Source organism: Pseudomonas sp. MYb193 (assembly GCF_002966775.1).
Classification (GTDB): Bacteria; Pseudomonadota; Gammaproteobacteria; order Pseudomonadales; family Pseudomonadaceae; genus Aquipseudomonas; species Aquipseudomonas paracarnis.
In genome coordinates this window covers 5,797,169-5,809,305 of the sequence record NZ_CP023269.1, presented here as the reverse complement: position 1 = coordinate 5,809,305, position 12,137 = coordinate 5,797,169, and the positions used below count along the sequence as shown (strand labels likewise).

At 60.4% G+C, this 12,137-nt stretch carries 11 protein-coding genes; 3 read left to right on the top strand and 8 right to left on the bottom strand.

The window, feature by feature from the left end; translation table 11 throughout:
- Positions 1-12: 12 nt before the first annotated feature.
- From ilvD to CLM72_RS26735, 3 genes are all read right to left on the bottom strand, one after another.
- Positions 13-1,854, bottom strand: a complete 1,842-nt coding sequence (ilvD, locus tag CLM72_RS26745) for a dihydroxy-acid dehydratase (protein WP_003195159.1) — start codon at positions 1,852-1,854, stop codon at positions 13-15.
- Positions 1,855-2,083: 229 nt separating this feature from the next.
- Positions 2,084-3,274 (bottom strand): MFS transporter, encoded by a 1,191-nt coding sequence (locus CLM72_RS26740; RefSeq protein ID WP_105228872.1) that lies wholly within the window; start codon positions 3,272-3,274, stop codon positions 2,084-2,086.
- Positions 3,275-3,399: 125 nt separating this feature from the next.
- A complete protein-coding gene (locus CLM72_RS26735) occupies positions 3,400-4,596 on the bottom strand; it encodes a class I SAM-dependent rRNA methyltransferase (protein ID WP_105228871.1) in 1,197 nt (398 codons plus the stop codon).
- A 277-nt stretch (positions 4,597-4,873) separates the two neighbouring features.
- Here CLM72_RS26735 and CLM72_RS26725 point away from each other — a divergent pair, with 277 nt between their 5' ends.
- A complete protein-coding gene (locus CLM72_RS26725; protein WP_177430956.1) occupies positions 4,874-5,686 on the top strand; it encodes an HDOD domain-containing protein in 813 nt (270 codons plus the stop codon).
- 21 nt (positions 5,687-5,707) lie between these two features.
- Positions 5,708-6,520 (top strand): bifunctional DNA-formamidopyrimidine glycosylase/DNA-(apurinic or apyrimidinic site) lyase, encoded by an 813-nt coding sequence (mutM, locus tag CLM72_RS26720; protein ID WP_003195148.1) that lies wholly within the window; start codon positions 5,708-5,710, stop codon positions 6,518-6,520.
- 123 nt (positions 6,521-6,643) lie between these two features.
- Here mutM and CLM72_RS26715 read toward each other — a convergent pair whose 3' ends face one another.
- From CLM72_RS26715 to CLM72_RS26695, 5 genes are all read right to left on the bottom strand, one after another.
- Entirely contained in the window at positions 6,644-6,895 is a 252-nt protein-coding gene (locus CLM72_RS26715; RefSeq protein WP_003195146.1) for a YfhL family 4Fe-4S dicluster ferredoxin, read from the bottom strand.
- Positions 6,896-7,057: 162 nt separating this feature from the next.
- Entirely contained in the window at positions 7,058-7,537 is a 480-nt protein-coding gene (coaD, locus tag CLM72_RS26710) for a pantetheine-phosphate adenylyltransferase (protein WP_003195136.1), read from the bottom strand.
- 103 nt (positions 7,538-7,640) lie between these two features.
- Positions 7,641-9,236 carry a GMC family oxidoreductase gene (locus CLM72_RS26705; protein ID WP_105228868.1) on the bottom strand — a complete coding sequence of 532 codons (1,596 nt, stop codon included), beginning with the start codon at positions 9,234-9,236 and terminating at the stop codon, positions 7,641-7,643.
- Between the two features lie 53 nt (positions 9,237-9,289).
- A complete protein-coding gene (locus CLM72_RS26700; RefSeq protein WP_034128957.1) occupies positions 9,290-9,835 on the bottom strand; it encodes a hypothetical protein in 546 nt (181 codons plus the stop codon).
- 29 nt (positions 9,836-9,864) lie between these two features.
- Positions 9,865-11,292, bottom strand: a complete 1,428-nt coding sequence (locus CLM72_RS26695) for a coniferyl aldehyde dehydrogenase (protein ID WP_105228867.1) — start codon at positions 11,290-11,292, stop codon at positions 9,865-9,867.
- Positions 11,293-11,437: 145 nt separating this feature from the next.
- Between CLM72_RS26695 and CLM72_RS26690 the strand changes: the two genes are divergently transcribed.
- Entirely contained in the window at positions 11,438-12,109 is a 672-nt protein-coding gene (locus CLM72_RS26690) for a TetR/AcrR family transcriptional regulator (RefSeq protein WP_005792294.1), read from the top strand.
- The last annotated feature ends 28 nt before the right edge of the window (positions 12,110-12,137 follow it).

The window sequence follows — 12,137 nt, the reverse complement described above, 5'->3', positions numbered from 1 at the left end:
TATGCACGGGGCTTACAGGCCGTCGAGCATGGCTTTGTTGCGTACCGCACCTTTGTCGGCACTGGTGGCCAACAACGCGTAGGCCTTCAATGCGGTGGTGACTTTGCGCGGGCGCTTCTCCACTGGCTTCCAGCCTTTCTTGTCCTGCTCAACGCGGCGTGCTGCCAGTTCTTCATCGCTGATCAACAGGTTGATCGAGCGGTTCGGGATGTCGATCAGCACCTTGTCGCCATCCTGCACCAGGCCAATCGCGCCACCGGCAGCGGCTTCCGGCGAAGCGTGGCCGATGGACAGGCCCGACGTGCCGCCGGAGAAACGGCCGTCGGTCAGCAGGGCGCAGGCTTTGCCCAGGCCTTTGGATTTCAGGTAGGACGTGGGGTAAAGCATCTCCTGCATACCCGGGCCGCCTTTGGGGCCTTCGTAGCGGATGATCACGATATCGCCTTCCTTGACTTCGTCCGCGAGGATGCCGCGTACCGAGCTGTCCTGGCTTTCGTAGATCTTGGCGCGGCCTTCGAAGACGTGGATGGACTCATCCACGCCTGCCGTTTTGACCACACAGCCGTCGAGGGCGATGTTGCCGTACAGCACGGCCAGGCCGCCTTCTTGCGAGTAGGCGTGCTCGACACTGCGGATGCAGCCGTTTTCACGGTCGTCATCCAGGGTGTCCCAACGGGTCGACTGGCTGAACGCCGTCTGCGTCGGGATACCGGCCGGGCCGGCCTTGAAGAAGGTGTGCACGGCTTCGTCGTCGGTCTGGGTGATGTCCCACTTGGCGATGCCTTCGGCGATGGACTTGCTGTGCACGGTCGGCAGGTCAGTGTGCAGCAGACCACCACGGGCCAGGGAACCGAGGATCGAGAAGATCCCGCCGGCGCGGTGCACGTCTTCCATGTGGTACTTCTGGATGTTCGGCGCGACCTTGCACAGTTGCGGCACGTGACGGGACAGGCGGTCGATGTCGCGCAGGTCGAAATCGATCTCGGCTTCCTGGGCGGCGGCCAGCAGGTGCAGGATGGTGTTGGTGGAACCGCCCATGGCGATGTCCAGGGTCATGGCGTTTTCGAACGCCTTGAAGTTGGCGATATTGCGCGGCAACACCGACTCATCGTTCTCGCCGTAGTAACGCTTGCACAGCTCGACGATGGTACGGCCGGCCTGCAGGAACAACTGCTCACGGTCGCTGTGAGTGGCCAGTGTGGAACCGTTGCCCGGCAAGGCGAGCCCCAGGGCTTCCACCAGGCAGTTCATCGAGTTGGCGGTGAACATGCCGGAGCACGAACCACAAGTCGGGCAGGCGCTGCGCTCGTATTCGGCGACCTTCTCGTCAGAAGCGCTGGAATCGGCGGCGATCACCATGGCGTCGACGAGGTCGAGGCCGTGGGAGGCGAGCTTGGTCTTGCCGGCTTCCATCGGGCCGCCGGAGACGAAGATCACCGGGATGTTCAGGCGCAAGGCAGCCATCAACATGCCGGGGGTGATCTTGTCGCAGTTGGAGATGCACACAATGGCGTCGGCGCAGTGGGCGTTGACCATGTACTCCACGGAGTCGGCGATGATCTCGCGGCTCGGCAGGGAATACAGCATGCCGTCATGGCCCATGGCGATACCGTCGTCCACGGCGATGGTGTTGAATTCCTTTGCCACGCCACCGGCGCGTTCGATCTCGCGGGCGACCAGTTGGCCCAGGTCCTTGAGGTGGACATGGCCCGGCACGAATTGGGTGAACGAGTTGGCAATCGCGATGATCGGCTTTTTGAAGTCGTCATCTTTCATCCCCGTGGCACGCCACAGCGCGCGCGCACCGGCCATGTTGCGGCCGTGGGTGGATGTTTTCGAGCGGTAATCAGGCATTGGAGCACTCCGGGCGGCTAATCAAGTACTAAAGGGGAGTGAGCTTCTAATTGACGACTGGAACACTCAGAAAATGGCCGTGTGTCCGGAAGTTGCCACTCGCGTCGCGGGATCGCCGCTTGCTTGGGCCTCGAGCTCATAAACCCGCCGGGGGATGACTGGCGATGAATAGGGCCGATTCTACACCGCTGGCGGCTGGAGGGAATGGGCGCAACCTTGAAGTTAGCCGCTACAGGACGTGCGGGTGGCGCCGTGCCCATGAGTTCAACGCAAGGGCGGCGAGGCTCAGAATCAGAAAACACAAGCCAAGCGCAGTACTCAACTGGTGAGTAAAGGTGCTGATAAACGCACTGATACAGCCGCCAGCAATGAACAGCACTGCCGCAACGGCGGAAGCCGCGGCTCCCGCATTGTCTGGAAATAGGCTCATGGCCTTGGAGTTGGAAATGGGCCGGGTGATGGTGGTGCCCGCCGTGCAGAGCAGCATGGGCACCAACACTGTCGGGGTTGATAAGCCGAACAGGTAAGCCAACAGCAGCATGACCACGCCAGAGATAGCGATCAGAACCAGCCCGACTGCCATCTGGGTAGCCGCCGGCAGCCGTTTGTGCAGGACGCCTGCACAGAGGCCACCCACTACGTAGGCGGCGCCGTAGAGAAGCAAGGTCAATGAGTACTCATGGGGTGACAGCTTTAACTGGTCCATGAAAATGAGCGGTGACACAACGATGAATGAGAAATGACAGGCGAAGGTGATCGCGGAGATCGTGGCGTAGCTGGCGAAATGTCTGTTGGCGAAAACCTTGGCGTAGGCCCTGAAAATACCCCGCTCGCTTGGCGCGGTTGGAGGGAAGCCGCCATGCAGTAATCGGTGAGCCATAATCCACGTTGCGGCACAGAGGGCGATAAACGCGTAGAAGCTGGCTTTCCATCCCCAGTGCAATTGCAGCCATGCGCCCAGCACCGGGGAAATCGAGATGAAGATGCCTCCGGCCGTGGCCATTGCTATGCGCAACCGCTCCTGTTCCCTGCCGAAAAAAAGGTCCTGCACCAGCGCTTGGGACAGTATGAAACCACCGCAGCCTATGGCCTGAATGACTCGGAAGAACAGGAATTGGGGTGTGTTTCTGGCGGCCAGACACCCGGCTGCACCCAGGATGGCCACTACCATACTGGCCAGTAGTAACTTCTTGCGGCCGACCCTGTCGGACAGCGGGCCGATCAGCAGCATTGAGCAGGAAAACCCAATGGCGAACAGGCTGACGGATCGAGCGATATGGGTGGTCGAGGTATGGAAGTGTTCCGCCAGGGCGGGAAAGGAGGGCAGTACGACGTCAAGGGGGAAGACGCCCAGCAAAGTCATGCTCATCAGCCAGAAAACCAAGAACGGTTTTTCAGCCTGTGTAATTGCCTTCGACATGCGCGAGCCTCGGTTCCATGAGAGGGGCGCGGATCGAGTCTGCGCTACTGAAAGTCAAAGCCTGGGGCAGTACGACATTTCCTGAAAACCTGTAGGAACCCGTAAGTCCCTACAGGGGAACGCCATCAGCTATTGGGCAACAACCGGCACGTAATGCTCTTGATATAGCGCGTTTCGGCAATCGCTGGGTGCACCGGGTGGTCCGGGCCTTGGCCGCCACGTTCGAGCATCTGGATGTTGCGGTCCAGGTGGCGGGCGCTGGTCAGCAGGATGTTCTGCAGGTCGTCTTCCGGCAGGTGCATGGAGCAAGAAGCACTGACGAGGATGCCGTCTTTGCTGAGCAGGCGCATGGCTTGCTCGTTGAGGCGGCGGTAGGCGCCTTCGCCGTTCTTCATGTCTTTTTTGCGTTTGATGAAGGCCGGTGGGTCGGCGACGATCACGTCGAAGCGTTCTTCGCTGGCTTTCAGTTCTTTAAGCGCTTCAAAGACGTCGCCTTCGATGCAGGTCATCTTCTCGGCAACGCCGTTCAGCGCGGCGTTGCGCTCTACGCCGTCGAGGGCGAAGGCGGAGGCGTCGACGCAGAACACTTCACTGGCACCAAAGGCGGCGGCTTGCACGCCCCAGCCGCCGATGTAGCTGTACAGGTCCAGTACACGCTTGCCCTTGGCATACGGGGCCAGGCGGGCGCGGTTCATGCGGTGGTCGTAGAACCAGCCGGTCTTTTGGCCCTGGATCACCGGGGCTTCGAATTTCACGCCGTTTTCTTCCAGCGCCACCCACTCCGGCACCAGGCCGAACACGGTTTCGACGTAGCGGTTGAGGCCTTCGGCGTCACGCGCGGCGGAGTCGTTCTTGAACAGGATGCCGCTGGGCTTGAGCACCTGGGTGAGCGCAGCGATCACGTCGTCTTTATGCGCTTCCATGGTCGCCGAGGCGATCTGCACCACCAGGATGTCGCCGAAACGGTCGACCACCAGGCCCGGCAGCAGGTCGGAATCACCGTAGACCAGGCGGTAGAACGGCTTGTCGAACAGGCGGTCACGCAGGGACAGCGCCACGTTGAGGCGGTGTACCAGCAGCGACTTGTCCAGCGGCAACTTGATGTCGCGCGACAGCAGGCGGGCACAGATCAGGTTGTTCGGGCTCATGGCCACGATGCCCAGGGTCTTGCCGCCGGCCGCTTCCAGGATAGCCTGGTCGCCTGCCTGGAAGCCGTGGAGTGGGGTGGCGGCCACGTCGATTTCGTTGCTGTAGACCCACAGGTGGCCGTTGCGCAAACGACGATCGGCGTTGGCTTTGAGACGCAGGCTTGGCAGGGACATGACGTCGCTCCGGAAAAAAGAGCGGGAGTATACCCTTTGCGCACTCTTTCATGTGGGAGCTGGCTTGCCTGCGATGCGGGCGGTGCGGTGTATCAGACGTACGGTGGTGATGCTATCGCAGGCAAGCCAGCTCCCACATTCGATCGGGTTTCACTTGGGTTTTTGGGTGTCGGCCACATCTGCATAAGGGGTAGAATTCGCGCCTAGCCCAGAGTGTGTACTTATGTCCCAAGAGCTTTCCGCCGAGCAGATCCAACAGGCCCTGCAAGGCATCAGCGTGCCGCCTCAACCGCAAATCATGGTGGATTTGCAGATGGAGCAGTACATGCCCGACCCGGACCTGGAAGTGATTGCAAGGTTGATCTCCCAGGACCCGGGCTTGTCCGGCGCGCTGCTCAAGATCGTCAATTCGCCGTATTACGGCCTGAGCAACAAAATTGCATCGATCCAGCGCGCGGTAAACCTGTTGGGCAGCCGCTCAATCATCAACTTGATCAACGCGCAGTCGATCAAGGGCGAGATGAGCGACGACACCATCGTCACCCTCAACCGCTTCTGGGACACCGCCCAGGATGTGGCCATGACCTGCCTCACACTGGCCAAGCGCACCGGCTCGCAAACCGTCGACGAGGCCTATGCCTTGGGCCTGTTCCACGATTGCGGCGTGCCGTTGATGCTCAAGCGCTTCCCCAACTACATGTCCGTGCTGGAACAGGCTTACGCCAACGCCGGCCCTGATTGCCGCGTGGTCGATACTGAGAACAATGCGTTCCACACCAACCATGCCGTGGTCGGCTACTACACCGCCAAATCCTGGCGCCTGCCGGAGCATGTCACCGACGCCATCGCCAATCACCATAACGTCCTGGCGATTTTCAGCGATGAGACGTCGCGCAACCCGCAGCTCAAGAACCTGCTGGCCATTTTGAAGATGGCCGAGCATATCTGTTCGTCCTATCGCGTACTGGGTAACCAGGCGGTGGACCATGAGTGGAATGCCATCGGCCATCTGGTGCTGGATTACGTGGGCCTGTCGGACTACGACTTCGAGAGCCTGAAGTTGTCGATCCGCGAACTGGGCGCGCACTGACCCGTCATTCAAGAGGTACACATGCCCGAGTTACCAGAAGTCGAAACCACCCGACGCGGCATTGCCCCGCACCTGGAAGGCCAGCGCGTCAGCCGCGTGGTAGTGCGTGAGCGGCGCCTGCGCTGGCCAATTCCGGAAGACCTGGATGTGCGCCTGTCGGGGCAGCGCATCGTGCTGGTGGAGCGCCGGGCCAAATACCTGTTGATCAATGCCGAAGTGGGCACCTTGATCAGCCACCTGGGCATGTCGGGCAACTTGCGCCTGGTTGAGGTAGGTATGCCGGCGGCCAAGCATGAACATGTGGATATCGAGCTGGAATCGGGTATGGCCCTGCGCTACACCGACCCGCGGCGCTTCGGTGCGATGCTCTGGAGCCTCGACCCGCACAACCATGAGTTGCTGATGCGGCTGGGGCCGGAGCCGTTGACCGACCTGTTTGATGGCGAGCGTTTGTTCCAGCTGTCACGCGGCAAGTCCATGGCGGTGAAGCCGTTCATCATGGACAACGCGGTGGTGGTGGGCGTGGGCAATATCTATGCGACAGAGGCGCTGTTTGCAGCGGGGATTGACCCGCGCCGCGCCGCCGGGGGAATTTCACGCGGGCGTTATTTGAAGCTGGCGATTGAGATCAAGCGGGTGCTGGCCGCTGCCATTGAGCGGGGCGGTACCACGTTGCGGGACTTTATCGGTGGCGATGGGCAGCCGGGGTATTTCCAGCAGGAACTGTTCGTGTATGGCCGGGGCGGCGAGGCGTGCAAGGTCTGCGGCACTGAGCTGCGCAATGTGGTGCTTGGGCAGCGGGCGAGTGTGTTTTGCCCTAGGTGTCAGAGCTGATGGTTGGTTGAGGGCTGATATCGCTATCGCAGGCAAGCCAGCTCACACATTTGAAGGTATTCACATATCCAAGTGTGGGAGCTGGCTTGCCCGCGATGAGGCCTTTACGGGCAATGAAGAGGCTTAGGCCTTACCGGTAATCTTGCGGTACTTCTCCATCAACTGCTCTTCAGTCTCAGGGTGTGCCTCATCCAGCGGAATGCAATCGACCGGGCACACCTGCTGGCACTGCGGCTCGTCGTAATGACCGACGCACTGGGTGCACAGGTTAGGGTCGATCACGTAGATCTCTTCGCCCTGGGAAATGGCGGCGTTCGGGCACTCGGGTTCGCAGACGTCGCAGTTGATGCAATCGTCGGTGATGATCAGGGACATGGAAACTCCTGCCAGGGCACTCTGCCAAGGCATCTGAAAACTAATGCGCGCAATTGTGCCGCATTGGCGCCCGCAGTGCGAGCCTGTCTCTGTGGTGAGGGATGAAAGGATTGGGACTGCTGCGCAGTCCAGCGGGAGCAAGCTCCCTCGCCACAATGAGTCTTACTTCTTGAAGCGCAATGTCAGTGCATCAGCTACAGCTGGATGCACGAACTTGGTGATATCTCCGCCCAAAGCAGCGATTTCACGAACCAACGTCGAGGAAATGAACGAATAACGCTCCGACGGCGTGAGGAACAGGCTTTCCACGTCCGGCGCCAATTGGCGGTTCATGTTGGCCAGCTGGAATTCGTATTCGAAGTCCGACACCGCACGCAGGCCACGCAGGAACACATTGGCGTTCTGCTCCTTGGCGAAATGCGCCAGCAATGTCGAAAAACCCACTACTTCCACATTCGGCAGGTGCTTGGTGACCTCTTGCGCCAGCTCCACACGTTGTTCCAGGGGAAACAGCGGGTTTTTCTTGGGGCTGGCCGCGACCGCGATGATCACATGGTCGAACAGGCGAGAGGCGCGTTCGACCAGATCGCCATGGCCTTTGGTAATCGGGTCGAAGGTACCTGGGTACAACACTCGGTTCATCGCGTCGTCCTGGCGGAGTCCGTTGGGGAACCGGATGGTATCGCAGCATTACCGGTGGGCCAAGTCGACTTATGTAGATAGATAACGTGAATACCCTGTCTTTTCATGCCGTTTTCAGACGTTCGGCCAATGCGCTCGCCAGTTGCGCGGTCAATCCGTACACCGACAATTGCGGGTTGGCGCCAATGCTGGTGGGGAACAGCGAGCCATCGTGGATCGACAGGTTACGCAACTGATGATGGCGACCCAGGCTGTCGGCAACGGCATTTTTCGGATCTTCACCCATGGCACAACCGCCCATCACGTGGGCGCTGCCCAGGGTGGTGCGATGCAGTTCCAGGCTCAGACCGTCGATCACGCTGCGCGCTTCGGCCAAGTTGTTCACAAAGCGCGCGTCGTGATGCAGGGGCTTGACCGATTTGGCCCCCGCCGCGAACTGAATCTCGGCCATGCTGTGGAAGGCCCGGCGCAGGCCGTCCCAGGCGTAGGGCGAGACCTGATAGTCGAGCACTGGGGTGCCGTCACCGCGTAACTCCACCGTACCGCCCGGGCTGTCGGGGTGAAAGCCGTCGCGCAGCAGGGCGAGCATGGCGTGGGTGTGGGGTAATTGGTTCATGTCCAGGGCGTTCTGGTTGCCATAGCCACCAAACAGGGTGCTCGCCAGGCCTGGATGCAGGGGCGGTGCTTCCAGTTTGTAGGACATTTTGCCGGTAGTGCCGTCCTGCCATTGGAAATGGTCGGAGTAGATCGATTGCGGCGCACCGTAGAAGGGGTTGATCACCTCGTCGAACAGCCCAGCGGAGAAATTGACCAGGTGCAGGAAGGTGCGCTTGCCCAGCCGCGAGTGTGGGTCGGGCGCGTCCGAGCGCATCAGCAGGGCCGGGCTATTGATACCGCCGCCCGCCAGCACATAGTGCTTGGCTTTCACGCTGATCTTGCGCCCTGTGGGCGCTACGCAGCGTTCGTCCATGGCCACGCATTCGAGGCTGCTGATGGTGTCGCCGCTGTATGTGAGCCGTTCGGCGCGGGCCAGGTAAAGCAGTTCGCCGCCCTTTTCCAGGGTGGACGGGATGGTCGTCACCAGCATTGACTGCTTGGCGTTGACCGGGCAGCCCATGCCGCAATACCCCAGGTTGAAGCAGCCGCGCACATTGCGCGGGATCACATGCCAGCTGTAGCCGAGCTTTTCGCAGCCTTTGCGGATCACATCGTTATTGGCATTCGGCGGCAGCGCCCACGGCGCGATGCCCAGACGCTGTTCCATTTTTTCGAACCAGGGCGCCATTTCGGCGCTGCTGTGGCCTTTGACCGCATATTCGCTGGCCCAATGCGCGAGGGTAGCGTCAGGGGTGCGAAAGCTGGAGGTCCAGTTGATCAAGGTGGTACCGCCCACCGCCCGGCCCTGCAGGATGGTGATAGCGCCGTCCTTGCTCATGCGGCCGATACCTTCCTGGTAAAGGCTGGCGTAGGCTTCGTCTTCCAGCAGCTTGAAATCACTGCTGGTCTTAAGCGGGCCTTCTTCGATCAGCAACACCTTGTAGCCGGCGGCGCTGAGGATTTCGGCGGTGGTAGCGCCCCCGGCGCCGCTGCCGATGATGGCGACATCCGCTTCCAGGGTCAGGTCGTTATCCAGGGCGGCGCCATTGTGGGTTTTCCAGCCACGGGCCAGGCCGTCGCGGAACAGATCGGGTACGGGCATAGGTGTGCTCTCTTATTCTTGTCGGAAGATGCAATCTTGGGGGATTGCCCAGGCTAGATCTTGGGCGGGCCGGGGTAGCCGCAATGGGCCCAGGACTCGGGCCGGAAGTACCAGGCCATGATCACCAGTTTGAGCAGCGAGCCCTGGCCCATGCGCAAAAGGTTCAGGTAACTGTTTTCCCAGCGGTGCAGGAAATTGCGGATCTGTTCGCTGCTGGCGTTTTCCCAACTGCCCCAGATACCGGTCAGCGGGCCGCGGGTAATGCCCATGCCCAGTACGTCGAATAATTGCTGGGTGAGCTTGAACATCTCGGGCGACAAGTGCTGCAGGCTGTAATCGAGCTTTTTCAGGGTGTCTTCAATACCGGCAAGCACTTGCTCGGCACTGGCCGCTCCTTCTAGCAGCACCGGGATTACCGCCCGCAAGAACGGCAAGTCGCTGGTGCGCAACATCGCAAAGCCGCTGGCTGGCGTACTGCTGGAGCAACCGCTGAGGCTGGCGCCCAACCCGGCGGTGGCGAGGAAGGCGCTGGCACACAGGCCGATTTTCAAGACGCCGCGCCGTGACAGCGCGGGTGAATCAGTCAGGCTGGGGTTCATTGTTTTTATAGTCCCGAAGGTGGCGGTTATCAGCGGATAAACAGCTTCTGGATCAGCTTCTGGATCGACTTGCCATAGGGCGGGTAGATCAACTTCGCTGCGTTCAGGCGCTGTTTGACCAGCACACCCTTGGCCTTGCTGAACGTCAGAAAACCTTCGTGACCGTGGTAATGGCCCATGCCTGACGGGCCGATACCACCGAACGGCATATCGTCCTGGGCGACGTGCAGCAAGGTGTCGTTCAGGCACACACCGCCGGAATGGGTTTCGTGGAGCACCCGCGCTTGTTCGCCTTTGTTGTAGCCGAAGTAATACAAGGCCAGTGGGCGTGGGCGCTGGTTGATGTAGGCAAAGGCTTGGTCAAGGCCGCGATACGGCACGATGGGCAGGAGCGGGCCGAAGATTTCGTCCTGCATCACGGTCATGTCGTCGCTGACATTCAACAGCAGGCTGTGGGCCATTCGCCGAGCCTGGCCTTGCTCGTACAGCGGGATCAAGGTGGCGCCTTTGTCGATGGCGTCCTTGGCGTAGGCATTGAGCCGGGCCAGTTGGCGTTCGTTGATGATGGCGGTGTAGTCCGGGTTGTCGGCCAGCGTCGGATAAAACCCGCGCACGGCTTTGGAATAGGCCTCGACAAAGCCCTCCACGCGATCTTCCGGTACCAGCACATAATCTGGTGCCACGCAGGTTTGCCCGGCGTTCAAGGCTTTGCCGAAGGCGATGCGTTCGGCAGCATCCTTGAGCGGCACGTCGGCCGAGACAATGGCTGGCGATTTGCCGCCCAGCTCCAGGGTCACCGGCGTGAGGTTTTCGGCCGCCGCACGCATCACGTGCTTGCCTATGCTGGTAGCGCCGGTGAACAGCAGGTGATCGAAGCGTAACTTGGAAAACGCCATGCCCACGTCAGCTTCGCCCAGCACGACGCACACCAGGTCCTCGGGGAAGATCTTGGCCAGCAACGCCTTGAGCAGCTCGCCGGTGGCCGGCGTGGATTCGCTGAGCTTGAGCATCACCCGGTTACCGGCAGCCAATGCCCCAACCAGCGGGCCGATGGCCAGGTACAGCGGGTAGTTCCACGGCACGATGACGCCGACGACGCCCAGTGGCTGGTAAATGACTTTGGCTGAGGCGGGCTGGAAGGCAATGCCTACAGCGCGGCGGGAAGGTTTCATCCAGCCCTTGAGGTGTTTGCTCGCGTAGTGAATGCCATGCAGGCTAGGCATCAATTCGGCAAACAGGGTTTCGTCGGCGCTGCGATGGCTGAAATCCTGGCTGATCGCATTGATCAGCGCCTGGCGTTCGTCGCTCAGCAGATCCCGCAGAGCTTTGAGCCATTGCTGGCGCTGCCCGGCCGGCGGCATCGGGTTGGCGGCATAGGCGCGGCGTTGGGCGTCGAACAGGTCCTGGAGTTGATCCAGCGCCTGGGAATCTTGCAGGTAGGCAACGTTGGCAGACATGGCGCGGCACCGATTGTTATTGGTCTGCCTGGATTTTTAGAGTCATTGCTCTAAATTGTCAAATAACATTGCAGTAACATCCAGATTTATCCTGGCCGGGTTAGGCCGTAAGATGCCCCATCCCGTGTATAGAAGCTGATCCCCTATGGCACCACGAGTAAAGACCAGCGAGCGCATTGTGCAAACCAGCCTGGAGCTTTTTAACCAGCAGGGCGAGCGCAGTGTCAGTACCAACCACATTGCCGCCCACATGGAAATTTCCCCGGGCAACCTGTACTACCACTTCCCTAACAAGCAGGCGATCATCGCCGTGCTGTTCCGCGAATATGAAGCGTTGGTAGACAGTTTCCTGCGCCCACCCCAGGGACGCACGATGGTGGTGGAGGATAAACGCTTTTACCTGCAAGCCGTATTGGCCGGCATGTGGCGTTATCGCTTCCTGCATCGCGACCTCGAACACCTGCTGGAGAGCGACCCGGAACTGGCGACCGGCTACCGGCGTTTTTCCCAGCGTTGCCTGATCCAGGGCGGCGCGATCTACCAGGGCTTTGTCGATGCCGGCATTCTCAATATGGACCCGGTGCAAACCGAAGCCCTGACCCTGAATGCGTGGATCATCCTCACCTCGTGGGTGCGCTTTTTGTGTACCACCAATGAAAAATCCACCCACCTGAGCGCCGAGGCGATCAAGCGTGGGGTCTATCAGGTGCTGGTGCTGGAGGCGGGGTTTGTCACGCCGCAGGCCAAAGAGGCGGTGGACGCCTTGTTCAAAGAGTTTTATGTGCCGTTGAATCAGGCACTGGAAGAAGTGAAGTAAGACCTTTCCCCTTTGTATTCACAGGAGT

Coding starts and splice junctions, on each gene's coding strand:
- ilvD (WP_003195159.1), bottom strand. CDS start 1,854: ATGCCTGATTACCGCTCGAAAACATCCACCCACGGCCGCAACATGGCC.
- CLM72_RS26740 (WP_105228872.1), bottom strand. CDS start 3,274: ATGTCGAAGGCAATTACACAGGCTGAAAAACCGTTCTTGGTTTTCTGG.
- CLM72_RS26735 (WP_105228871.1), bottom strand. CDS start 4,596: ATGTCCCTGCCAAGCCTGCGTCTCAAAGCCAACGCCGATCGTCGTTTG.
- mutM (WP_003195148.1), top strand. CDS start 5,708: ATGCCCGAGTTACCAGAAGTCGAAACCACCCGACGCGGCATTGCCCCG.
- CLM72_RS26715 (WP_003195146.1), bottom strand. CDS start 6,895: ATGTCCCTGATCATCACCGACGATTGCATCAACTGCGACGTCTGCGAA.
- coaD (WP_003195136.1), bottom strand. CDS start 7,537: ATGAACCGAGTGTTGTACCCAGGTACCTTCGACCCGATTACCAAAGGC.
- CLM72_RS26705 (WP_105228868.1), bottom strand. CDS start 9,236: ATGCCCGTACCCGATCTGTTCCGCGACGGCCTGGCCCGTGGCTGGAAA.
- CLM72_RS26700 (WP_034128957.1), bottom strand. CDS start 9,835: ATGAACCCCAGCCTGACTGATTCACCCGCGCTGTCACGGCGCGGCGTC.
- CLM72_RS26695 (WP_105228867.1), bottom strand. CDS start 11,292: ATGTCTGCCAACGTTGCCTACCTGCAAGATTCCCAGGCGCTGGATCAA.
- CLM72_RS26690 (WP_005792294.1), top strand. CDS start 11,438: ATGGCACCACGAGTAAAGACCAGCGAGCGCATTGTGCAAACCAGCCTG.